This window comes from Zhihengliuella salsuginis (assembly GCF_014651715.1).
In the GTDB taxonomy this organism is placed as follows: Bacteria; Actinomycetota; Actinomycetes; order Actinomycetales; family Micrococcaceae; genus Zhihengliuella; species Zhihengliuella salsuginis.
This window is the reverse complement of record NZ_BMXK01000015.1, coordinates 1-22,228: the sequence shown is the minus strand read 5'-3', so window position 1 is coordinate 22,228 and position 22,228 is coordinate 1. Positions and strand designations below refer to the sequence as shown.

General features: G+C 70.5%; 19 protein-coding genes and 1 tRNA gene. 14 read left to right on the top strand and 6 right to left on the bottom strand.

Annotation, left to right across the window (positions count from 1 at the left end):
• The first annotated feature begins 39 nt into the window (after nt 1-39).
• Nucleotides 40-885 carry an aldo/keto reductase gene (locus IE069_RS14475; protein WP_189351375.1) on the top strand — a complete coding sequence of 282 codons (846 nt, stop codon included), beginning with the start codon at nt 40-42 and terminating at the stop codon, nt 883-885.
• Between the two features lie 145 nt (nt 886-1,030).
• Here IE069_RS14475 and IE069_RS14470 read toward each other — a convergent pair.
• From IE069_RS14470 to tmk, 4 genes are all read right to left on the bottom strand, one after another.
• Nucleotides 1,031-1,106: transfer RNA gene (locus IE069_RS14470), tRNA-Thr, on the bottom strand.
• A gap of 81 nt (nt 1,107-1,187) precedes the next feature.
• Nucleotides 1,188-2,702: an alpha/beta hydrolase gene (locus IE069_RS14465; RefSeq protein WP_189351374.1), complete on the bottom strand. Its 1,515-nt coding sequence runs from the start codon at nt 2,700-2,702 to the stop codon at nt 1,188-1,190.
• Between the two features lie 99 nt (nt 2,703-2,801).
• Entirely contained in the window at nt 2,802-3,941 is a 1,140-nt protein-coding gene (locus tag IE069_RS14460) for a DNA polymerase III subunit delta' (RefSeq protein ID WP_189351372.1), read from the bottom strand.
• Nucleotides 3,938-4,636: a dTMP kinase gene (tmk, locus tag IE069_RS14455; protein ID WP_189351370.1), complete on the bottom strand. Its 699-nt coding sequence runs from the start codon at nt 4,634-4,636 to the stop codon at nt 3,938-3,940. The genes IE069_RS14460 and tmk overlap by 4 nt, the downstream gene beginning before the upstream one ends.
• 83 nt (nt 4,637-4,719) lie before the next feature.
• Between tmk and IE069_RS14450 the strand changes: the two genes are divergently transcribed.
• The 3 genes from IE069_RS14450 to IE069_RS14440 all read left to right on the top strand — a co-directional run bounded on the left by IE069_RS14450 (nt 4,720) and on the right by IE069_RS14440 (nt 7,071).
• Nucleotides 4,720-5,940: a trans-sulfuration enzyme family protein gene (locus IE069_RS14450; RefSeq protein ID WP_189351368.1), complete on the top strand. Its 1,221-nt coding sequence runs from the start codon at nt 4,720-4,722 to the stop codon at nt 5,938-5,940.
• A gap of 10 nt (nt 5,941-5,950) precedes the next feature.
• Nucleotides 5,951-6,256 (top strand): DUF2516 family protein, encoded by a 306-nt coding sequence (locus tag IE069_RS14445; protein ID WP_189351367.1) that lies wholly within the window; start codon nt 5,951-5,953, stop codon nt 6,254-6,256.
• Between the two features lie 71 nt (nt 6,257-6,327).
• A complete protein-coding gene (locus IE069_RS14440) occupies nt 6,328-7,071 on the top strand; it encodes a phosphoglyceromutase (protein ID WP_189351366.1) in 744 nt (247 codons plus the stop codon).
• Between the two features lie 130 nt (nt 7,072-7,201).
• Here IE069_RS14440 and phoU read toward each other — a convergent pair whose 3' ends face one another.
• Entirely contained in the window at nt 7,202-7,861 is a 660-nt protein-coding gene (phoU, locus tag IE069_RS14435; RefSeq protein WP_189351364.1) for a phosphate signaling complex protein PhoU, read from the bottom strand.
• 183 nt (nt 7,862-8,044) lie between these two features.
• On the opposite strand from phoU, the gene IE069_RS14430 reads away from it, so the two are divergent.
• Nucleotides 8,045-9,226 carry a sensor histidine kinase gene (locus IE069_RS14430; protein ID WP_189351362.1) on the top strand — a complete coding sequence of 394 codons (1,182 nt, stop codon included), beginning with the start codon at nt 8,045-8,047 and terminating at the stop codon, nt 9,224-9,226.
• A 16-nt stretch (nt 9,227-9,242) separates the two neighbouring features.
• Nucleotides 9,243-9,923, top strand: a complete 681-nt coding sequence (locus IE069_RS14425; protein ID WP_189351360.1) for a response regulator — start codon at nt 9,243-9,245, stop codon at nt 9,921-9,923.
• A 118-nt stretch (nt 9,924-10,041) separates the two neighbouring features.
• On the opposite strand, the gene IE069_RS14420 is transcribed toward IE069_RS14425, so the two are convergent.
• Nucleotides 10,042-10,578 (bottom strand): hypothetical protein, encoded by a 537-nt coding sequence (locus tag IE069_RS14420; protein ID WP_189351358.1) that lies wholly within the window; start codon nt 10,576-10,578, stop codon nt 10,042-10,044.
• A gap of 300 nt (nt 10,579-10,878) precedes the next feature.
• Here IE069_RS14420 and IE069_RS14415 point away from each other — a divergent pair, with 300 nt between their 5' ends.
• The 8 genes from IE069_RS14415 to glgB all read left to right on the top strand — a co-directional run bounded on the left by IE069_RS14415 (nt 10,879) and on the right by glgB (nt 21,897).
• On the top strand, nt 10,879-11,361 hold the full coding sequence (locus IE069_RS14415; protein ID WP_189351356.1) for a CarD family transcriptional regulator: 483 nt from the start codon (nt 10,879-10,881) through the stop codon (nt 11,359-11,361).
• A gap of 125 nt (nt 11,362-11,486) precedes the next feature.
• Nucleotides 11,487-12,269 (top strand): 2-C-methyl-D-erythritol 4-phosphate cytidylyltransferase, encoded by a 783-nt coding sequence (ispD, locus tag IE069_RS14410; protein WP_189351355.1) that lies wholly within the window; start codon nt 11,487-11,489, stop codon nt 12,267-12,269.
• Nucleotides 12,266-12,751 (top strand): 2-C-methyl-D-erythritol 2,4-cyclodiphosphate synthase, encoded by a 486-nt coding sequence (gene ispF, locus IE069_RS14405; RefSeq protein ID WP_189351352.1) that lies wholly within the window; start codon nt 12,266-12,268, stop codon nt 12,749-12,751. The genes ispD and ispF overlap by 4 nt, the downstream gene beginning before the upstream one ends.
• A gap of 50 nt (nt 12,752-12,801) precedes the next feature.
• Nucleotides 12,802-14,244 (top strand): cysteine--tRNA ligase, encoded by a 1,443-nt coding sequence (gene cysS, locus IE069_RS14400; protein ID WP_189351350.1) that lies wholly within the window; start codon nt 12,802-12,804, stop codon nt 14,242-14,244.
• Nucleotides 14,245-14,342: 98 nt separating this feature from the next.
• The gene (rlmB, locus tag IE069_RS14395) at nt 14,343-15,308 is read left to right on the top strand and encodes a 23S rRNA (guanosine(2251)-2'-O)-methyltransferase RlmB (protein ID WP_189351347.1); all 966 of its coding nucleotides are present in this window, start codon (nt 14,343-14,345) and stop codon (nt 15,306-15,308) included.
• A gap of 51 nt (nt 15,309-15,359) precedes the next feature.
• Nucleotides 15,360-17,468, top strand: coding sequence for a glycogen debranching protein GlgX (glgX, locus tag IE069_RS14390; RefSeq protein ID WP_189351345.1), 2,109 nt, complete (start codon nt 15,360-15,362; stop codon nt 17,466-17,468).
• Nucleotides 17,469-17,539: 71 nt separating this feature from the next.
• Nucleotides 17,540-19,630 carry an alpha-1,4-glucan--maltose-1-phosphate maltosyltransferase gene (locus tag IE069_RS14385; RefSeq protein ID WP_189351343.1) on the top strand — a complete coding sequence of 697 codons (2,091 nt, stop codon included), beginning with the start codon at nt 17,540-17,542 and terminating at the stop codon, nt 19,628-19,630.
• Entirely contained in the window at nt 19,627-21,897 is a 2,271-nt protein-coding gene (glgB, locus tag IE069_RS14380; protein WP_189351341.1) for a 1,4-alpha-glucan branching protein GlgB, read from the top strand. The genes IE069_RS14385 and glgB overlap by 4 nt, the downstream gene beginning before the upstream one ends.
• Nucleotides 21,898-22,228 lie beyond the last annotated feature (331 nt).

Below are 22,228 nucleotides of genomic sequence, written 5' to 3'. Positions count from 1 at the left end.
GTCTGTCGCGGCGGGGGACCGCGGTGGCAGGATGTCTCCATGACTACTTACGAGTCCCCATTTCTGAAGTTCAACGACGGCAGCACCATCCCCCAGCTCGGCTACGGAGTCTGGCAGGTCGAGGACGACGTCGCGGAGAAGGTCGTGGGCCTGGCCTTCGAGGCGGGCTACCGTCACATCGACACCGCGATGATCTACGGCAACGAGAAGGGCGTGGGCCGCGCGATTGCCGCGTCCGGCCTGCCGCGCGAGGAACTGTTCATCACCACCAAGCTGTGGAACGGGGACCAGGGCTACCAGGAGACCCTCGCCGCGTTCGACGAGTCGCTCGAGCGCCTGGGCCTCGAGTACGTGGACCTGTACCTGATCCACTGGATGACCCCCAAGGCCGGCAAGTACGTGGAGACCTGGAAGGCCCTCGTGGAGCTGCAGAAGTCCGGGCGCGCGAAGTCGATCGGCGTCTCCAACTTCACCCTCGAGGCGCTGCGCGAGATCGAGGAGGCCACCGGCGTCGTCCCGGCCATCCACCAGGTCGAGACCCACCCGTACTTCCCGCAGGCCGAGCTGCGCGCCTACCACCAGGAGAAGGGCATCCTGCACGAGTCCTGGTCGCCGCTCGGCAACAACTCCGAGCTCCTCGCGGAGCCGGTGCTGGCCGAGATCGCAGACAAGCACGGCGCGTCGCCGGCCCAGGTGGTCATCGCGTGGCACCTGGCCACGGGCAACGTCGTGATCCCCAAGTCCGTCACCCCGGAGCGGATCGTCCAGAACTGGGAGTCGCTCGGCGTCACCCTTGACGCGGACGACGTCGCCGCGATCGACGCGCTCGACAAGGGCGCCGAGGGGCGCATCGGCGGGGACCCGGCCGAGGCCGACTACCGCTGACAGCCGCTCGCTGTTCCACCGCGTCGCCGGAGGGCGGTGCCACCCCGACGGGGCGGCGCCGCCCTCCGGCGTTCTCCGGGGCGGAAGGCCCGGGAGCGCGGGAGACGAAAAAACGGCCGACCCGCGGTGCGGATCGGCCGTTGACTGGAGCCTCGTATCAGAATCGAACTGATGACCTTTTCATTACGAGTGAAACGCTCTACCGACTGAGCTAACGAGGCCTGTGGGCGTTGCTTCCCACGAGCGACTACTTTATAGGAGTCCTCGAGCCGAGGTCAAAACGAGTGCCGCCCGGCCGCGGGTCAGCAGGTCTTGCCGGGCTCCGGGGCCTCGCCGTCGATGAGGAACTCGTCGACGGCGCGCGTCACGCAGTCGTTGCTGCGGCCGTACGCGGTGTGTCCGAGTCCCTCGTAGGTCAGCAGGTGCACGTTGGAGGGGTCCTCCCCGGCGAGCTGGTCGGCCAGCGCCTGCGACCACTCGTACGGCGTCGCCGGGTCGCCGGTGGTCCCGATGACCAGGGCCTCCGCCGACTCCTCCAGCGGCTGCGCCGGTTCCAGGTCGCCCGTGGACTCGGCCGGCCAGCCGGCGCAGGAGAGATCGCCGCCCAGATACCAGCCGAGGGTCGGCGAGATGTCCTCGAGCTTGCGGTCCAGTGCCGCGCCGGAGACGGCGGGCTCCGGGTAGTCCAGGCAGTTCACCGCCGTGAACGCGTCCCACGAGTTGTCGGCGTACGTCCCGTCGGGCAGCCGGCCCGAGCGGGCGTCGGCCATCGACATCAGCGCCGCAGGGTCCCCCTCCTCCAGGTCCATCATCCCGGCGACCAGGGAGTCCCACCACCCGTCGTCGTACATGGCCAGCAGCAGGGCGTTGACCAGTTCCTGGTCGTTGAACTCGCGGCCGTCCGCCGTGGTGAGCGGGGCGTCCGCCAGGCGGTCGAAGAGGTCCTCGAGCTCGGCGAGGCCCTCCTCGACGCCCCCGTCGACGGGACAGCCGCGGACGCCGTCGCACCAGGACACCCACTCGCGCAGGGACTGCTCGAAGCGCTGGGCCTGTCCGGTGGTGACCTGGTCGATCCCGAGCACCGGGTTCATGGCCCCGTCCAGGACCATGCGGCCGACGTTGCCGCCGAAGAGGTCGGAGTAGGCGGCCCCGAGCTTGGTGCCGTAGGAGAACCCCAGGTAGTTCAGCCGCTCGTCGCCGACGGCCGAGCGGAGGATGTCGAGGTCGCGGGCCGCGCTGTCCGTGTCGACGTGGGGGAGCACGCGCGCGTTGTCCCGGGCGCACAGGGCGCCGAGATCGTCGATGTCCATGGCCTCGCCGACCCGGGAGGCGTCGAGCTGGTCGTCGCTGCGGCATTCAACGGGGGCGGAGTCGCCGACGCCGCGCGGGTCGAATCCGACGAGGTGGAACTTCTCCCGCAGCGTGGGCGAGAACGTGGCGGATCCGGCGTTCTTCACCAGGCCGACGCCCGAGGCCCCGGGGCCGCCCGGGTTCACCAGGAGCGAGCCGCGGGGCATGATCGCCTTCTGCCGGATCATCGCGATCCCGATGCTCGCGCCGTCGGGATTCCCGTAGTCCAGCGGCACGTCCACGGTGGCGCACTCGAAGTCCCCGTCGCACGGCTCCCACTGGGCCGACTGCTCGTAGTACCGCTCCAGGGCGTCCGGTACGGGCGCGGAGTAGGTGTCCTCCGCGGCGGTGTCGCCGGTGGCGCACGACGCCGTCATCAACACGGCCAGGGTCACAGCCACCGCTCTGAGGAGCTGCTGCGGTAGACGTCGGACGGGGCGGAGGGTGCTGGTGCTGCCTGTGCTCATGCGGCGTTTCTGCTCCTGACGGGATCGGGGTCCGTGCTGATCCGCGACAGGCGCGGGCGTGCTCGACCTGCCGGCGGGCGCCGCCTCCCGGCGAGCCGGTCAGGACCGGCGCGGTATCAGCCCCGCCATGAGCGCTTCCATCGCGATGAGCGGCGTGACGTTGGCGGCGATCCGTTGCCGGGCCTGCGAGATCAGGTCGATCCTGCCCAGCGTATCGGTAGGCGTGCTGCGGGCGGCGTACTCCCGCAGCGGTTCGCCCAGATAGTCGTTGACCAGTTCCGTTCGGGTCCCGAGCTGGATCACCAGGAGGTCCCGGTAGACGGTCGTCAGATCGATCAGCGAGCGGTCCAGCGAGTCGTTGACGCCGCGGCGTGCCCGCCGTTTGGCGCTCTCCTCGACTTGCTTGAACTGGCTGCGCAGCTGCGGCGGCACCACGGCGTCCGGCTCCAGCCCGAGCAGTTCGCGCAGCGACGCGGTCTCGGCGTCGGCCCGCTCCTGGGACGACGAGGAGGCCTCCGTCGTGGAGATCTCGACGATCTCCCCGGCCGCCCGGACGGCGTCGGAGACGGAGCGCAGCCGCAGCGGCAGCCGCACCGTCTTGTCGCGGCGCACGCGCGCCTCCTCGCTGCGGGCCAGGCGCCGGGCGACGCCGATGTGGGACTGGCTGACGCGGGCGGCGAAGTCCGCCTGCTCCGCGGTCAGCCCGTCGCGCCGCACCAGCAGATCGGCCACGGCCTCCCGGCTGGGGACGCGCAGGCTGACGGGGCGGCACCGCGAACGGATGGTCACCAGCACGTCGGCGGGGCTCGGCGCGCAGAGGATCCAGATCGTGTGCGGCGGCGGCTCCTCGATCGCCTTGAGCAGCACGTTGGTGGTGCGCTCGGCCATGCGGTCCGCGTCCTCCATGATGATGATGCGCCACCGCCCGCCGGAGGGACGGGCTTGAGCTTTGGCGATCAGCTCGCGCACGTCGGCGATCGCGTAGGTGACGTTCTCCGTGGTCACCATGGAGACGTCCGGGTGGTTGGACGCGCTGACGAGCCGGCAGGCCTTGCACTGCCCGCAGCCGGTGCCGGCCTCGCACTGCAGGGCCGCGGCGAAGGCCCGCGCGGCGTTCGACCGTCCGGATCCGGGCGGCCCGGTGAACAGCCAGGCGTGCGTCGGGTTGCCCCCGTCGACGGCGCGCGAGAGCTGCTCGACCGCGTGCTCCTGTCCCGGCAGCTCGTCCCAGACGCTCACGGGCGCACCTCCCGGGCGCCCAGGAGGGCGTCGACCCGGTCGGCGATGCGCCCGGCGAGCTCGTCGATGCCGGCCCCCGCGTCGAGTACGAGATAGCGTCCCGGGTCGGCCTCCGCCAGGTCCAGGAAGGCACGGCGGTTGCGCGCGTGGAAGTCGTCCGGCTCGGACTCCAGCCGGTCCTCGGCGCCGGTTCCGGCCGTACGACGGCGGCGCCCCGCCTCCGCGTCCACGTCCAGCAGCACCGTGAGGTCGGGCAGGAGGGACCGGGTGGCCCAGCGGTTGATCATCAGGACGTCGTCGACGCCGAGCCCGCGGCCGACGCCCTGGTAGGCGACGGAGGAGTCGATGTAGCGGTCGCAGACGACGACGGTCCCGGACGCCAGCGCCGGCAGGACGACCTGCTCGACGTGGGCGGCGCGGGAGGCCGCGAACATGAGCGCCTCGGTGCGGGCGTCCACGGTGCCGTGCCCGTGGTCGAGGATGAGTCCGCGCAGCTTCTCGCCGATCTCGGTGCCGCCCGGTTCGCGGGTCCGCAGCACGGTGCGGCCCGCGTCCGCCAGGTGCTCGGCGAGCCGGGCCGCCTGCGTCGACTTGCCCGCGCCGTCTCCGCCCTCGAAGACGACGAAGGCGCCGGCGGCGGGGCCGGGATCCGCGGGGACGGGGGCGCTCGGGGGTGTCGGGTGCTGCGTGGTCACCCCTCCAGCCTATCCGCAACAAAAGCGTCGGGAGGGTCATCTCGTTTCCGCGGTGGACAACCCGCGCCGCTACCCTCGTGTACATGACTGAGCCCGCCTCGCCCGCCCCGCACGACCCCGCCCGCGAATTCGCCGCCGACAGCCTCGTCGTCTCCCTCGGACGGCCGCCGCACGCGCTCGACGAGCCCGTGAACCCGCCGATCGTGCTCTCGTCGACGTTCCACGGCCTGGGCGGCCCCGGGGAGGGGGAGAAGGGGTACGGACGGTTCACGAACCCGACGTGGGACCCGCTCGAGGAGGCCCTCGGGACGCTGGAGGCATCCGACCTGCCCGGGCTCCTCTACGCCTCGGGGATGGGGGCGATCGCCGCCGCCATGTCGCTGATGCCGCTGAACGCGACGCTCGTCATGCCCCGCCACAGCTACAGCGGGTCCCTCTCGATCGTGAAGGACCTCGAGACCCGTGCCGCGCTCACGGTCCGGCACGCCGACATCGCGGACACCGGCGCGACCCTCGAGCTGCTCGACGGCGCCGACATGCTCTGGGTCGAGAGCCCCACCAACCCGATGCTCGAGGTCGCGGACCTGCCGGCCCTGATCGCCGCGGCGAAGGAGCGCGGCATCCTCACGGTCGTGGACAACACCTTCTGCACGCCGCTGCTGCAGCAGCCGCTCTCCGTCGGCGCCGACGTCGTCGTGCACTCGGCGACGAAGTACCTGGGCGGACACTCGGACGTGATCATGGGGGCGGTGGTGACCGGCCGCGAGGACCTGCGCGAGAAGCTGCACGCCTACCGCACCCTGCACGGGGCGATCCCCGGCCCCTTCGAGACGTGGCTGACCCTGCGGGGGCTGCGGACGCTCGCCGTGCGGACCGAGCGTTCGCAGGCGACGGCCCACATCCTGGCCGAGCGGCTCGCCGGGCACCCGGCGGTCGCGCGCGTCCGCTACCCGGGGCTGGCCGCCGACCCCGGCCACCAGCGGGCGCGGGAGCAGATGCGCGGCTTCGGGTCGGTCGTCTCCTTCGAGGTCGACCCGGCGTTCGCGGCGGCCCCGGCCGGCAGCGGGGAGGCGGCCGACGCCGTCATGGCCGCCCTGCGCTTCTGGACGCCGGCCACGAGCCTGGGCGGCGTCGAATCGCTGGCCGAGCGGCGCCGTCGTCATGCCGCCGAGCCGGAGAGCGTGCCGGCGGACCTGATCCGCCTGAGCGTCGGCATCGAGAACGCCGAGGACCTGTGGGCCGATCTGGAGCAGGCGCTCGACGCCGCGCGCGCCGCGGGTGCCGCCGCCGGCGCGACCTCCTAGACTGGGCAGCATGGAACTGGCTTACCTCTTCGAACAGGCCCTCTACCGCGGACTGGCCGTTGCCGGCCTCGGCCTGGCGTTGTGGGCGCTCGTCGACGCCCTGCGCCACCCGGGCGAGGCCTACCTGCGCGAGGGCAAGCGGAGCAAGGGGTTCTGGGGCGGACTCAACGCCGGCGCGGCCCTGTTCTGCTTCTTCGGCGTGATGGGCGGCGGCGCGGGGCTCTTCCAGCTCGTCGCGGCGTGCGTCGCGGCCGTCTACCTGGCCGACGTGCGGCCGGCCCTGTCCGGCAAGGGCGGCGGTTCCTACAACTTCTAGCCGCGAATGCGCCGCTGACCTCGCACGTCACAACCGCGCGGTGCGCAGTGGGGGATCGGTAGGATGTAAGTATGACTTACACCCTGATCCTGCTCCGTCACGGGCAGAGCGACTGGAATGAGAAGAACCTGTTCACCGGTTGGGTGGACGTCAGCCTGACCGAGAAGGGCCGCGCCGAGGCGACGCGCGGCGGTGAACTGATCACGGACGCCGGCCTGCGCCCGGACGTGCTGCACACCTCGCTGCTCAAGCGCGCGATCGTCACCGCGAACCTCGCCCTCGAGTCCGCCGACCTGAACTGGATCCCCGTCAAGCGCAACTGGCGCCTGAACGAGCGCCACTACGGGGCGCTGCAGGGCAAGGACAAGGCGGAGACCCTGGCCGAGTTCGGCGAGGAGAAGTTCATGGAGTGGCGCCGCTCGTACGACACCCCGCCGCCCGCCCTCGACGACGCCTCGGAATTCAGCCAGGCGGACGACCCGCGCTACGCCGACCTCGGCGACGACGCCCCGCGCACCGAGTGCCTCAAGGATGTCCTCGAGCGCATGCTGCCGTACTGGGAGTCGGACATCCAGCCCGACCTCGCCAGCGGGAAGACCGTCCTGGTCGCCGCGCACGGCAACTCGCTGCGCGCGCTGGTCAAGCACCTCGACGGCATCTCGGACGAGGACATCGCGTCCCTGAACATCCCGACCGGCATCCCGCTGGTCTACGAGCTCGACGAGGACTTCGCGCCGCTGAACCCGGGCGGCAAGTACCTGGATCCCGACGCCGCGGCGGACGCCATCAAAGCCGTCGCCAACCAGGGCCGCTAGTAGGCCCGGCCGAGACAGCACACGACGAGGGCCCGGCCTCCGCGAGCAGCGGAGGCCGGGCCCTCGTTCTGTCTCCGCCCGGGCGCCGGGCGGGACGCCGCGGACGGCCGCGGCGCCGCCGTCGTGCGGGCTACTGCTGGTCGATCTGCGGTTCCCACTCGCCGGTGACCAGGTAGTTCACCTTGCGGGCGACCGAGACGCCGTGGTCGCCGTAGCGCTCCATGTAGCGGCTCGCGAGGGTGACGTCGGTGGTGGTGGGGGCGTCCTGGTTCCAGTCGTCGGCGGCGATCGCGCGGAACACGCTGGCGTGCAGGTCGTCGATCTGCTTGTTGAGCTCGATGATCTCCGCGGCCTGGTTGAGGTCGCGCGTCGCGAGCAGCTCCCCGACCTTGGTGGCGATCTCGATGTTGAGCTTCGCCATCTGCGCGAAGGTCTCCTCCATGGACTCCGGAAGGACGTTGTCCGGGAAGCGCAGGCGCGTCAGCTGTGCGATGTGCCGGGCGAGGTCGCCCATCCGCTCGAGCGAGGCGCTCATGCGCAGCGAGCCGACGATCATGCGCAGATCGGACGCCACCGGGCCCTGCAGGGCCAGGATGTCGATCGCGTGCTCGTCCAGCTTGTTCTGGAGGAAGTCGACGCGGGCGTCGGCGGCGATGACCTCCTGTGCGAGCTCGGTGTCGGCGTTGGCGAAGGAATCGTAGGCGCGTTCCATTGCCTCTGCGACCAGCTTGGACAGGTTGATCAGTTCTTCGCCAATGGTCTGGAGCTCAGCCTGGAATACCTTGCGCATGCTGTCGTCCTTTCAGATGTGCCGCCCGGCCCGGCAGGGCTGGGAAGGCGGTCTTGTTCAGTTGTTCACAGTGACACTACTAAGTAAACCGCGAAGTCGCGCCAGGTGAACGTTGGGTGAATCAGCGCGGCGGGATCCGGATCCGTCGTCGAGCACTCTGGGCCACAGCCTAAGCTGGAGGGCGTGAATGATCCGTTGTGGCTGGTGATCGCAGGACTCGTGGGCCTGCTCCTCGGCGTGTTCGGCCTGGCCGCGTACCGCGCCAGCCAACGCCGCAGGATCGTGCTGCCCGAGGTCCTGGAGCCGACGCTGCCCGAGGGCACCGCGGAGATCCTCTCGATCGTCGGCCGCGCATTCGTCGTGGTCGACGAGGTCGACGGCGTGGTCCGGGCCAACCCGGCGGCCTACGCCTACGGGCTGGTGCGCGGGCACACGGTCGTCCACCAGCAGCTGCTCGATCTCGCCGCGCGGGTCCGCGGCGACGGGGTCATCGAGGAGAAGCAGTTCGAGCTTCCCCGGGGACCGCTCGGCCAGGGCGCGATCGTCGTGCACCTGCGGGTCGCCCCGCTCGCGGAACGCTACGTCCTGGTACTGGCGGACGACCGCACGGAGATCACGCGCACCGAGGCGATCCGGAACGACTTCGTTGCGAACGTCTCGCACGAGCTGAAGACCCCCGTCGGCGCGATCTCGCTGCTCTCCGAGGCCATCGAGGACGCGGCCGGCGACGAGGTGGCGGTCAAGCGCTTCACGAAGCGGCTGCACAAGGAGTCCGCCCGCCTGGCCGCCCTCGTGCAGGACATCATCGAGCTCTCCCGGCTGCAGGGAACGGACGTCGTCCTGCAGGGGCGCCCGGTGGAGGTGGGCCGCATCATCGGCGAGGCCGTCGACCGCAACCACCTCACCGCCGAGGGCAAGAACATCGCGGTCACCGTCGGCGGGACGAGCAACGTCGTCGTGCACGGAGATCCGGACCTGCTGATGACCGCCTTCCGGAACCTGGTCGACAACGCCATCCGCTACTCGCCGGAGGGCACCAAGGTCGGGGTCGGCGTGCGGGTGCGCAACGGGCTCGTCGAGGTGTCGGTGACGGACCAGGGGCCGGGCATCGGCCCGGACGACCAGGAGCGCGTTTTCGAGCGCTTCTACCGGGTCGACGCGGCCCGCTCCCGCCAGACGGGCGGCACGGGGCTCGGCCTGAGCATCGTCAAACACGTGATGTCCAACCACGGCGGCGAGGTCACCGTCTGGTCCCAGCCGGGCCAGGGGTCCACGTTCACCGTGCGGCTGCCGATCTACGAAGAAGGGACGGTGGCCGACGGCTCGCCGTCGGACGACGAGACCAATGGCGCCCAGGGCGCCTAGGAACTGAGGAGACCATATGACGCGGATTCTGGTTGTCGAGGACGAGGAGTCTCTGAGCGACCCACTGTCCTACCTGCTGGAGAAGGAGGGCTTCGAGGTCCAGGTCGTCGACAACGGCCTCGACGCCGTGACCGAGTTCGACCGCGCCGGAGCCGACCTCGTCCTGCTGGACCTGATGCTTCCCGGCCAGTCCGGGACCGAGGTCTGCCGCCAGCTGCGCCAGCGCTCGAGCGTCCCGGTCATCATGCTCACCGCCAAGGACTCCGAGATCGACAAGGTCGTGGGGCTCGAGCTCGGCGCCGACGACTACGTGACGAAGCCGTACTCGTCGCGCGAGCTCGTGGCCCGCGTGAGGGCGGTGCTGCGCCGCCAGGGCGAACCGGAGGAGCTCGTGACGAACACGGTGCAGGCCGGCCCCGTCCGCATGGACGTCGAACGCCACGTCGTCAGCGTCTCCGGCGACCAGGTCTCCTTCCCGCTCAAGGAGTTCGAGCTCCTGGAGATGCTGTTGCGCAACTCCGGGCGGGTGCTCACGCGCGGCCAGCTCATCGACCGGGTGTGGGGCTCCGACTACGTCGGCGACACCAAGACCCTCGACGTGCACGTCAAGCGCCTGCGCTCCAAGATCGAGCCGGACCCGTCGAGCCCGGTGCACCTCGTCACCGTCCGCGGGCTCGGCTACAAGTTCGAGTCCTGACCGGCAGCTGAAAAAGGCTGCGGCCCCGGATCCATTCCGGGGCCGCAGCCTTTTTCAGTGCGCTGGGGGCGGTACGACGGCGGCGCGTGCGTCCGCGGCCGGCCCGCCGGGGGCGGGGTCAGTGGCCGCCGCCGTGCTCTTCCTCTTCGTGCTCGAGGTGCTCGACAGTGCCCTCCTCGTAGCCGCCCGGCAGGTACTGGCGGTACTCCGGCAGGACCCCGTTGACGACCGGGACCGACTTCTCGACGCTCTCGCCGTTCACGGTCACGTCCACGAGGGTGTGGGAGCCGGGCTCCTCGCCGGCGGACGGGATGACGGTCTTGTTGGCGTCGTCCTCCAGCTTGGTCACGGAGTCGGCCGGGACGGCGATGGAGACGGCGGTGCCGTCGACGTTCAGGTTCACGCGGGTGTCGGCGTCGCTGTCGTTGACGAGGCTGCCCAGCACCCGTGCCTCTTCGTCCGCCGAGTTGGTGACCAGCATGAGGTTGCGGACCTCGAGGTCGCCGGCGGAGAAGACCACGCCGTCGCTCGGCGCGTACTTGTCGGTGGTCGCCTGGTCGTTGATCGCGCCGCAGCCGGTCGCGCCCAGGGCGACGACGGCGAGGGCGGCGGTGGCCAGGGCGCGGCGGCCGGGGATCTTCTGTGCGGTGATCACTGCACAAACTCCTCATCAAGTTCGAGTCGGGATGTTCTTGTCACTGCAGGCTGGGCCCGACGTGACGGCATTCGCCCCCAATCCTACTCGGAAAGCGACCCAAACTTTTACTCGTTGTCGAAGATGTGCCGCGGCGGCGACCGAAGCGCACCGTGGCGCGCTGTACCCGCCGGTAGGCGGGCTCCCGGGAGCCCGCGAAGGTGAATTATGCGTTAAGCGTGCGGCCGATGTGTGACAACTCGCCGAATTATCAAACGAATGCGTGATAAACTGCTTAGTGGGAAAGGGGATTATCCGAAAATGGTTTTTGAGGTTGGCGAGACGGTAGTTTACCCCCACCACGGGGCTGCACGGATCGAAGAGATCAAGATGCGGACCATCAAGGGCGAGGAGAAGATGTACCTCAAGCTGAAGGTCGCCCAGGGCGATCTGACGATTGAGGTTCCGGCGGAGAACGTTGATCTGGTGGGCGTCCGCGACGTCGTCGACCAGGCCGGACTGGACGATGTGTTCGATGTCCTGCGCGCGGAGTTCACGGAGGAGCCGACCAACTGGTCGCGCCGCTACAAGGCGAACCTGGAGAAGTTGGCTTCCGGCGACGTGATCAAGGTGGCAGAGGTCGTCCGCGACCTGTGGCGCCGCGAGAACGACCGCGGCCTGTCGGCCGGCGAGAAGCGCATGCTCGCCAAGGCACGGCAGATCCTCATCAGCGAATTGGCTCTGGCCAAGAAGCTGGACGAGGGCAAGGCCGAGAGCATGCTCGACGAGGTCCTCGCCTCCTAGGGCCCCGGCCCTCGGAAGGCAGGAGGCTCGCGCCCTGCACTATTGAGACAGCCCGTCCACCACAAGGTGGGCGGGCTGTTCTGCGTCCGGGGCCCGAACGGACCCGTGGCGCTAAGGTGAGAAGCGTGTCAACAGATCTACCCCCACCCGCAGCTCGCACCGCCGTCGTCATCGTTGCGGCCGGCAGCGGGACGCGCCTCGGCCGGAACATGCCCAAGGCGGCCGTGCCCGTCGCCGGCGTGGCGATGCTCGAGCGCGCCATCGGCTCCGTCGCCGACGCCCTGCCCGGCGCGCGGATCGTCGCGGTCGTGCCCGCCGGCCACCCGGGGCTGTGGCAGCTGTGCCGCACGGCCGCGGCCGGCACCCGGCACGACGACTGCGTCACCGCCGGGCTCGACCTCGTCGCCGTCGCCGGCGGCGCCACCCGCAACGACTCGGTGCGGGCCGGGCTCGACGCCGTGGGCGACGCGGAGCACGTCCTCGTCCACGACGCGGCGCGGTGCCTGACCCCGCCCGCGGTGTTCGCCGCCGTCGTGGACGCCCTCGCCGCCGGCGCCCGCGCCGTGGTCCCGGCGCTTCCTGTCGTCGACACCATCAAGACGGTCCGCGCCGCGCCGGACCCCGCCATCGCGGCCGAGGCCGTCGACTCGACGCCCGCGCGCAGCGGACTGCGCGCCGTGCAGACGCCCCAGGGCTTCCGGCGCGCGGTGCTCGTCGCGGCGCAGCGCCAGGTCGCCGCGTGGCCGGCCGAGCGGGCGGAGGCCGTCACGGACGACGCCCTGCTCATGGAGATGCTCGGCGAGGACGTCTACCTCGTGCCGGGCGACGAGCGGGCCCTGAAGATCACGACCGAACTCGACCTGATGCTCGCGGAGGCGCTGATCGCCGCGGGGGAGGAGCACTCATGAGCGGACCTGTCATCCCGCGGACCGGCGTCGGCATCGACGCGCACGCCGTCGCCGACGAGGAGCGGCCGATGATGCTCGCCGGCCTGCACTGGCCGGGCGAGCGCGGACTCGCCGGGCACTCGGACGCCGACGCCGTCGCGCACGCCGCGTGCGACGCCCTGTTCTCCGCCGCCGGGATCGGCGACCTCGGCACGCACTTCGGCACCTCCCGCCCGGAGTTCGCGGGCGCGTCCGGGGTGAGGCTGCTGGTCGAGGCCGCGCGGCTCGTGCGCGAGGCCGGCTTCGAGATCGGCAACGTGGCCGTCCAGTTCGTCGGCAACCGGCCCAAGTTCGGCCCGCGCCGCGAGGAGGCCAACGCGGTGCTGAGCGAGGCAGCCGGCGCGCCGGTCACGGTGACCGCGACGACGTCGGACGGCCTCGGGTACGAGGGCGCCGGGGCCGGCATCACCGCGTACGCGTCCGCGCTCGTCTACGCAGTCTGATTCCCGCGCGCGCTGCCGCCGCCCGCCGGCCGTGGGCTAACCTAGTGCGGGTGAGCATGCGATTCTACGACACCCGCCAGGCCAAGGTCCGCGACTTCACCCCGCTCGTCCCGGGACGGGCGGGCCTGTACTACTGCGGTGCCACCGTGCAGGGGATGCCGCACGTCGGCCACGTCCGCTCGGCCATCGCCTTCGACATCCTCACCCGCTGGCTCGAATACCGCGGGCTGGCCGTCACTGTCGTGCGCAACGTCACCGACATCGACGACAAGATCCTCGAGAAGTCGGCCGCCTCGTTCGCCGAGGGGTTCGAGCCCGGCGAGCACGACCGCGGCCGCGAGGAGTGGTTCGCGCTCGCCTACCGGTTCGAGCAGGAGTTCCTGCGCGCCTACGACACGCTCGGCGTCAAACGTCCGGCCTACGAGCCGCGCGCGACCGGGCACATCCCCGAGATGCACGAGCTGATCGCCGACCTCGTCGAGCGCGGCCACGCCTACCCGGCCCTCGACGACTCGGGCGACGTCTACTTCGACGTCCGCTCGTGGGACGGCTACGGATCGCTCACCCGGCAGAAGGTCGACGACCTCCAGGACGCCCCCGACGCCGACCCGCGCGGCAAGCGCGACCCCCGCGACTTCGCCCTCTGGAAGGGCAGCAAGCCCTCCGACCCGGCCGGCGCCTCCTGGCCGAGCCCGTGGGGCCGCGGCCGCCCGGGCTGGCACCTCGAGTGCTCGGCGATGGCCGGCAAGTACCTCGGCAGCGCGTTCGACATCCACGGCGGCGGCCTCGACCTGCGCTTCCCGCACCACGAGAACGAGCTCGCCCAGTCGACCGCCGCCGGCCACGACTTCGCGAACTTCTGGATGCACAACGGCATGGTCACGTACGAGGGCGAGAAGATGTCGAAGTCCATCGGCAACACGATCTCCCCGGCCGAGATGCTCGGGCTGGCCCCGGCCCGCGTGGTCCGCTACTTCCTGGGCCAGGCGCACTACCGGTCGCAGCTGGACTACAAGCCCACGTCGCTGGAGGAGGCGGCCGCCGCGGTGGAGCGGATCGACACGTTCGTCCGCAACGCCCGCGCCCTCACCGGGCACGACGGCGCCGCCACCGGGGTGCCCGGGGCGTTCGGTGCCGCGATGGACGACGATCTCAACGTCCCGCAGGCCCTGGCGGTGCTGCACGAGACGGTCCGTTCGGGCAACACGGCCCTGGCCGCTTCCGATGCCGGCCGTGCCGCCGAGGCACTCGGCGAGGTGCTCGCGATGACCGCGGTCCTGGGCCTCGACACGGTCGGCACGGCCGGGCCGGGTGGGGACCCGGCGGCCGCCGCCGCACTGGAGTCGCTCGTCGCCGCGCAGCTCGAGGCGCGGGCGGCTGCGCGGGCGTCCCGCGACTGGGCCGCAGCGGACGCGATCCGCGATTCGCTCGCCGCGGCCGGCGTCGTCGTGGAGGACTCAGCGGACGGCGCCCGCTGGACGCTCGAGCCCTGAATCGGGACGATTTGGCCGCGTCGGTAAAATGGTGACCGGTGGACACCACGGTCCAACCGTGATCGACCCCAAGATTTCTAGCCACGAGGAACTACACAATGGCAACAGGTAAGCGTCCCGGCGCCGTCCGCAAGACCAAGAAGGGCCCGTCCGTCGGCACCGGCGGCCACGGCCGCAAGAAGCTCGAGGGCAAGGGCCCCACTCCCAAGGCCGAGGACCGCGTCTACCACAAGGCGCACCGCGGCAAGCAGCTGGCGGAGAAGGCGGCCACGAAGCGCGGCGGCACCCGCGGGCGGTCCCGGGTCGCCGAGGAGATGGTCACCGGCCGCAACTCGGTGCTCGAGGCCCTGCGCACGCAGATCCCGTCCAAGACCCTCTACATGGCGACCCGCATCGACGTCGACGACCGCGTGCGCGAGGCCCTCAAGCTGGCCGCCGAGCAGGGCATCGCCGTCCTGGAGACCAGCAAGCCGGAGCTCGACCGGATGACGGACGACGCCGTGCACCAGGGCATGGTCCTCCAGATCCCGCCGTACCAGTACCCGGACGCCGTCGACCTGGTGACCGAGACGGTCCAGCGCGCCGCGCAGGGCCACATCAACCACCAGCCGCTCTTCGTCGCGCTCGACGGCATCACGGATCCGCGCAACCTGGGTGCGATCGTCCGCTCCGTCTCCGCCTTCCGGGGCCACGGCGTGATCGTGCCGGAGCGCCGCAGCGTCGGGATGACGGCCTCGGCCTGGAAGACGAGCGCCGGGGCCGCGGCCCGCGTGCCGGTGGCCCGCGCGACGAACCTGACGCTGGCGCTGAAGGAGATGAAGGCGCAGGGCGTCTTCGTCGTCGGCCTCGACGGCGGCGGGGACATGGACCTGCCGGGCCTCGAGCTCGCGACCGAGCCGCTCTGCATCGTCGTCGGCTCCGAGGGCAAGGGCCTCTCGCGGCTCGTCCGCGAGACGTGCGACGCGATCGTCTCCATTCCGATCGACTCCGCGATGGAGTCCCTCAACGCGTCCATGGCCGTCGGCATCTCCCTGTACGAAGTCTCGCGCCGACGCAACGGCTGACGCCGGCGGCGACGCAGCGTCGTCGCCACCTCGACTACCAAGGCGGTTTGTATGGCACAGCCCAGCGCTGATGTCCCGGTGTCCCCGAGCCCGGCGGGAAGCGGTCCCGAACGCTTCTCGCGTTCCTTTCCGCGCGGCGTCGCCGCGTCGGTCCCCGGCCTGTCCCCGGTGGCCGACGCCGTGAACGTGGCGGTTTTCGCCCCCGAACTCGACGGGGTCGACGTCTGGTTCACGGATCCGGACGGCTCGCTGATGCGGACGAGTCTCCCGGACACGACCGACGGCGTCTTCCACGGCCGGGTGGAGGGGCTGCGCCCCGGCGCCCGCTACGCCTTCTGGGAGCACGGGGCCGAGCTCCCGGAGAACGGGCAGCTGCTGGTCGACCCGTACGCCCGCGCCGTCGAGGAGTACGAGGACGGCAGCTTCTGGGGCGTGTTCGTGGAGGAGCACGGATTCGACTGGGGCTCCGTCGCGCGGCCCCACGTCCCGTGGCGGGACACGGTCGTCTACGAGGCCCACGTCAAGGGCCAGACCAAGCTGCACCCGGACATCCCGGAGGAGCTGCGCGGCACCTACGCCGGATTCGCGCACCCCGCGATGATCGAGCACCTGGCCTCCCTCGGCGTGACCACGGTCGAGCTGCTGCCGATCCACTTCCACATCGACGAACCCCACCTCCAGGACATGGGCCTGCCCAACTACTGGGGGTACAACACGCTGGGGTTCTTCGCTCCGCACCAGGCGTACGCCACAGCCGCCGCGCAGGCGGCCGGGCCCGCAGCCGTGCGGGACGAGCTCAAGGGCATGGTCAAGCTCCTGCACGCCGCCGGCATCGAAGTCGTGCTCGACGTCGTGTTCAACCACACCGCCGAGGGCGGACAGGGCCAGCAGGCGCTCTCGTGGCGCGGGCTCGCGGACCGCCACTACTACCGCCACACGGAGGACGGCGCCTACTTCGACACCACCGGCGTCGGCAACACCCTCGATTTCAACGAGCCCGCCGTGATCCGCATGGCGATGGATTCGCTGCGCTACTGGGTCGAGGAGTTCCACATCGACGGCTTCCGCTTCGACCTGGCCGTGTCCCTCGGCCGCGACGCGGCGAACCACTTCACCGCGAGCCACCCGTTCTTCACCGCCATCGCCGCCTCCGAGGCGCTGACCGGCGTGAAGATGATCGCCGAGCCGTGGGACGTCTCCATGGGCGGGTGGCAGACCGGCAGCTTCCCGCGCGGCTTCGCCGACTGGAACGACAAGTTCCGCGACACCGTCCGGGAGTTCTGGGTCGCCGACCACGGGCGCCTGGCCGCCGGCGACCACGGTGCCTCCGTCGCACGGCTCGCCGGCGCCCTCGCGGGGTCCCGCGACCTCTTCTCGAAGTCCGGGCGCGGCGCGCTCGCCTCCGTCAACCTCGTCACCGCCCACGACGGTTTCACGCTGCGCGACCTCGTCAGCTACGACCGCAAGCACAACGAGGACAACGGCGAGGAGAACCGCGACGGACACAGCCACAACAACTCGTTCAACCACGGGGTCGAGGGCCAGACGGGCGATCAGGACGTCAACGCGGAGCGCCTGAAGACCGCCTCGAACGTCATGGCGACGCTGGCCCTGTCGCTCGGAGTCCCGATGATCACCGCCGGGGACGAGATGGGCAAGACGCAGGAGGGCAACAACAACGCGTACTGCCAGGACAATCCCATGTCGTGGCTGCACTGGAACCTCACCGAGCACCAGCGGCAGATGCTCCAGACGACCCGCGACCTGTTCCGGATCCGGAAGGAGTTCCTCGCGAACCAGCCCTACAGCTACCCGGCCCGCGAGGATTCCGGTTTCCTGTTCTGGTTCAACGGGAACGGCGACCCGCTGCAGCAGGACGAGTGGACCAACCCCGGGACCCGGCTGATGCAGCTGCTCATCGGCTCCCCGGGCAGCGACATGGACGGGCTCGTGGTCTTCAACGGGACGCTGGAGGACCAGGAGGTCGCCCTGCCGCATGGCGAGGCCCTCGCCGAGTTCTCGGGACGACCGGAGGACCGCGCGCGGTTCGAACTGCGCTACAGCACGGACCCCGGCGACCTCGGCCACCAGGGGGTCATCCGCCGCGCAGGGGAGGCCCACACCGTCACCGCGAACTCCATCTCCATCTTCCGCGCGTAACACTGCCCGACACACCAAGTTTCTGGGCCGATTCCTTGGTTGATCCGCGGGCGGCGATTAGCGTCTAGGGTGTGAGCACCGCACCGAAACGCAGGTCAACCGAAACACGATACGGCCGGATCCCGGTCTCCGACGTCCAGCCGGTCGTCGAGGGGGGAGCGTTCCCGGCCAAGGCCGTCGTCGGACAGGACGTGCGCGTCAGCGCGACGGCGTTCCGCGAGGGGCACGACTCCGTCGGCGCCACCGCCGTCCTCTACGCCCCGGACGGCAGCATCAGCCAGGCCGCCCAGATGACACCCGGTGCACCGGGCAGCGATGCGTGGCACGGGCTGCTCCGGCCGGAGTCGACCGGCACGTGGTCGTTCGCCGTCGAGGCATGGGACGACCCCTATGGGACCTGGCACCACGCGGCCGCAGTGAAGATCGCCGCCGGCGTCGAGGCGGAGCTCATGCTCGCCGAGGGCGCCAAGCTCTTCGCCGAGGCCGCCGCCGCACTCCGCTCCGGGGACGAGCGGCCGGCTGCGGATGAGCTGGCGAGTCCGGACGCCGTCCGCGGCGACGCCGACCTCTACGAGGCCGTCGCCCGCATCCTCGCCGACACCACCCTGGTCGTCGGCGAACGGCTCGAGGCAGCCGAATCGCCGACCCTGCGTGCGGCGCTCGCCGAGCGTCCGATCCGCCGGTTCGTGACGAGCAGCGACCGCTTCGACCTGCTCGTCGAGCGCGAGCTGGCCGGCCGCGGAGGCTGGTACGAGTTCTTCCCCCGTTCGGAGGGGGCGGTGTACGACGACGCGGCCGGCCGCTTCGTGCCGGGGACCTTCGCCACGGCGCAGCGGCGCCTGCCGGCTGTCGCCGCCATGGGCTTCGAGATCCTCTACCTTCCGCCCATCCACCCGATCGGCCGCACCCACCGCAAGGGACCGAACAACACGCTGACCGCGTCCGAGCACGATCCCGGATCGCCGTGGGCCATCGGATCGGCCGCGGGCGGTCACGACGCGATCCATCCGGATCTCGGGACCGAGGCCGACTTCGCACGATTCGTCGCGCGGGCGGAGGACCTCGGCCTCGAGGTCGCGCTCGACCTGGCCCTGCAGGCCTCGCCCGACCACCCGTGGGCGACCGAGCACCCGGAGTGGTTCACGGAGCGGGTGGACGGGACGATCGCCTACGCCGAGAACCCGCCGAAGAAGTACCAGGACATCTACCCGCTGAACTTCGACAACGATCCCGAGGGCCTCGGCAACGAGATCCTGCGCATCGTCCGGCTCTGGATCGACCGCGGGGTCAAGATCTTCCGCGTCGACAACCCGCACACGAAGCCGGTCGCGTTCTGGGAGTGGCTGATCGGCGCGGTGGGCGAGGAGCACCCGGATGTCGTCTTCCTCGCTGAGGCATTCACCCGCCCGGCGATGATGCACGCGCTCGGCAAGGCGGGCTTCCAGCAGTCCTACACGTACTTCACGTGGCGGAACACCAAGACGGAGCTCGAGGAGTACTTCACCGAGGTCTCGCGCGAGTCCATCGCGTTCTTCCGGCCCAACTTCTGGGTCAACACCCCGGACATCCTGCCGGAGTTCCTGCAGTTCGGCGGGCCGGCCGCGTTCAAGCTGCGCGCCGTCCTCGCCGCCATGTCGAGCCCGCTCTGGGGCGTCTACAGCGGCTACGAACTGTGCGAGCACGTCGCCCGGCCGGGCTCCGGCGAGTACATCGACAGCGAGAAGTTCGAGTACCGGCCCCGCGACTTCGCCGCCGCCGAGGCGGCCGGCACGTCGCTGGCACCGTACCTGGCCCGGCTGAACCAGATCCGGCACTCGCATCCGGCCCTGGACGATCTCGCCAACCTCGAGCTGCACTCGGCCACCGACGACTCGACGATCGTCTTCTCCAAGTCGAAGCGCCGGTCCCCGGGCGACGCCGCGAGCGCCGACACGATCGTCGTCGTCGTGAACCTCGACCCCCACGGGACGCGGGAGTCGACCATCACCCTGAACCTCGAGGCACTGGACCTCACCCCGTCGCTCATCGGCGACGACGGGAAGTTCGAGGTCGAAGACCTCCTCAGCGGCCAGACCTGGCGCTGGGGCGAGCACAACTACGTCCGGCTCGACCCCCACGTCGAACCGGCCCACATTCTCCACCTCAGGAGGCCGTCCTCATGACGCCCGACAACGCACCCCGCACCGAACCCGGCACCACCGGGGCGCGCGCCCTGGAACCGATGCCGGTCGCCCCCGAGGTGCTCGACGCCGTCGCCCGCGGCACCTACCACGCGCCGCACGCGGTCCTCGGCGCGCACCTGGACGACGACGGCCACGTCACCTTCCGCACGCTGCGGCACCTGGCCGACTCCGTCGAGGTGCGGACGCACGAGGGGTCGCTGCCGATGCGGCACGAGCACCACGGCGTGTGGGTCGCCGTGCTCCCGCGCACGGACCGCGAGGGGCACGTGCCGGACTACCGCCTCCACGTCACCTACGGTGGCGGCACGTCGGCGGTCATCGACGACCCCTACCGCCACCTGCCCACCCTGGGCGAGGTCGACCTGCACCTGATCCACGAGGGCCGCCACGAGCACCTGTGGACGGTGCTCGGCGCCCACGTGCACCGGTACCACTCCGAACTCGGCGACATCGTCGGGACGGGATTCGCGGTCTGGGCCCCGAACGCGCAGGCAGTCCGGGTCAAGGGGGAGTTCAACCACTGGGACGGCGTGCCGCATGCGATGCGCTCGCTCGGCCACACCGGTGTCTGGGAGCTCTTCGTTCCGGGCGTCGAGGCCGGTGCCGTCTACAAGTTCCAGATCCTGGGTGCCGACGGCCACTGGCGGGACAAGGCGGACCCGATGGCCCGCGCCACCGAGGTCCCGCCGCGGACGGGGTCGGTCGTCGCCGAGTCGAACTACGGATTCGGCGACCACGAGTGGATGGAGCGCCGCGCGGCGACCAATCCGCATGACGCGGCGATGAGCGTCTACGAGGTGCACCTCGGTTCCTGGCGGCCGGGCCTGGACTACCGGGAGCTCGCCGACCAGCTGGCCGAGTACGTCGCCTGGCAGGGGTTCACCCACGTCGAGTTCATGCCCGTCGCCGAGCACCCGTTCGGCGGTTCCTGGGGCTACCAGGTCACCGGGTACTACGCGCCGACGTCCCGCTTCGGGTCCCCGGACGATTTCCGGTACCTCGTCGACACCCTCCACCAGGCGGGCATCGGCGTCCTCCTCGACTGGGTGCCGGCGCACTTCCCGAAGGACGAGTGGGCGCTGGCGAACTTCGACGGGCAGCCGCTGTACGAGCACGCCGACCCGCGCCGGGGCGAGCACCCGGACTGGGGGACGCTGATCTTCGACTACGGGCGCCGCGAGGTGAAGAACTTCCTCGTCGCCAACGCCCTGTACTGGCTCGAGGAATTCCACATCGACGGCCTGCGCGTCGACGCGGTCGCCTCCATGCTCTACCTGGACTACTCGCGCAACGACGGGGAGTGGGTGCCGAACGTCCACGGGGGACGCGAGAACCTGGAGGCGATCGCCTTCCTCCAGGAGGCGACGGCGACCGCCTACCGGCTCCATCCCGGCGTCATCATGATCGCGGAGGAGTCCACGGCCTTCGACGGGGTCACCCGGGCGACCGCGCACGGCGGCCTCGGTTTCGGGCTCAAATGGAACATGGGCTGGATGCACGACTCGCTCGAGTACATGGGCCAGGACCCGATCAATCGGCAGTACCACCACCACCAGATGACGTTCTCGCTCGTCTACGCGTGGAGCGAGAACTACATGCTCCCCATCAGCCACGACGAGGTCGTGCACGGGAAGGGCTCGCTGCTGCGCCGCATGCCGGGGGACCGGTGGCGGCAGCTGGCCCAGGTGCGGGCCTACTTCGCGTTCATGTGGGCGCATCCGGGCAAGCAGCTGATCTTCATGGGCACGGAGTTCGCCCAGGAGGGGGAGTGGAGCGAGCAGTACGGACTCGACTGGTGGCTGGCCGACACTCCTCCGCACAAGGGGGTCCACCGTCTGGTGCGCGAGCTGAACCTGTTCTACCGGCAGTCGCCGGCGCTGTGGAGCCAGGACAACGACCCCGCCGGGTTCGCGTGGATCGATTCCCACGACGCCGCCGGCAACACCCTCGCGTTCATCCGGGTCCCGGCCGACGGCGGGGCACCCGTCGTGGCGGTGGCGAACTTCGGCGGCGAGCCCAAGCACGGCTACCGACTGGGGTTCCCGGAGGCAGGCCGCTGGGTGGAGTCGCTCAACACCGACGCGGAAGACTTCGGCGGCTCGGGTGTTCGCAACGACGGACCCGTCGAGGCCGGTCTCGAGGGGCACCACGGGCAGCCCGCCAGCGCCGATGTCACGCTCCCGCCCCTCGGTGTGGTCTACTTCACCCGAGAAGATTCGACGCCCTCCAGCCCCGGGAGCGCCTAGAAGCGGGCGGGGCGGCCCGAAAAACCGCATGAATCCGGGGTTCTCCTGCCGGCCCGGCCGGCAGGAGCCCCCGAGTTTGCGTGCACACGGGAATGTGGGTATAGTTTTATCCCGCGCCGCACAGCGGAAAGGAACGGAAACGAAGCCCGAAGCCAACGGCGCAAGAACTTCTCAGAAAGGCCAGCGAGTCGAGTTGACAAGCTGAAATGACTGAGGTAAGATATAAAAGTTGCCGCGAATTGAGCGGATCGGCCGGATGAGGTTGGTTTGCAAAGCGTGTGTGTCTGTTGTTTGAGAACTCAATAGTGTGCCAAGTTTGTTGATACCAAAT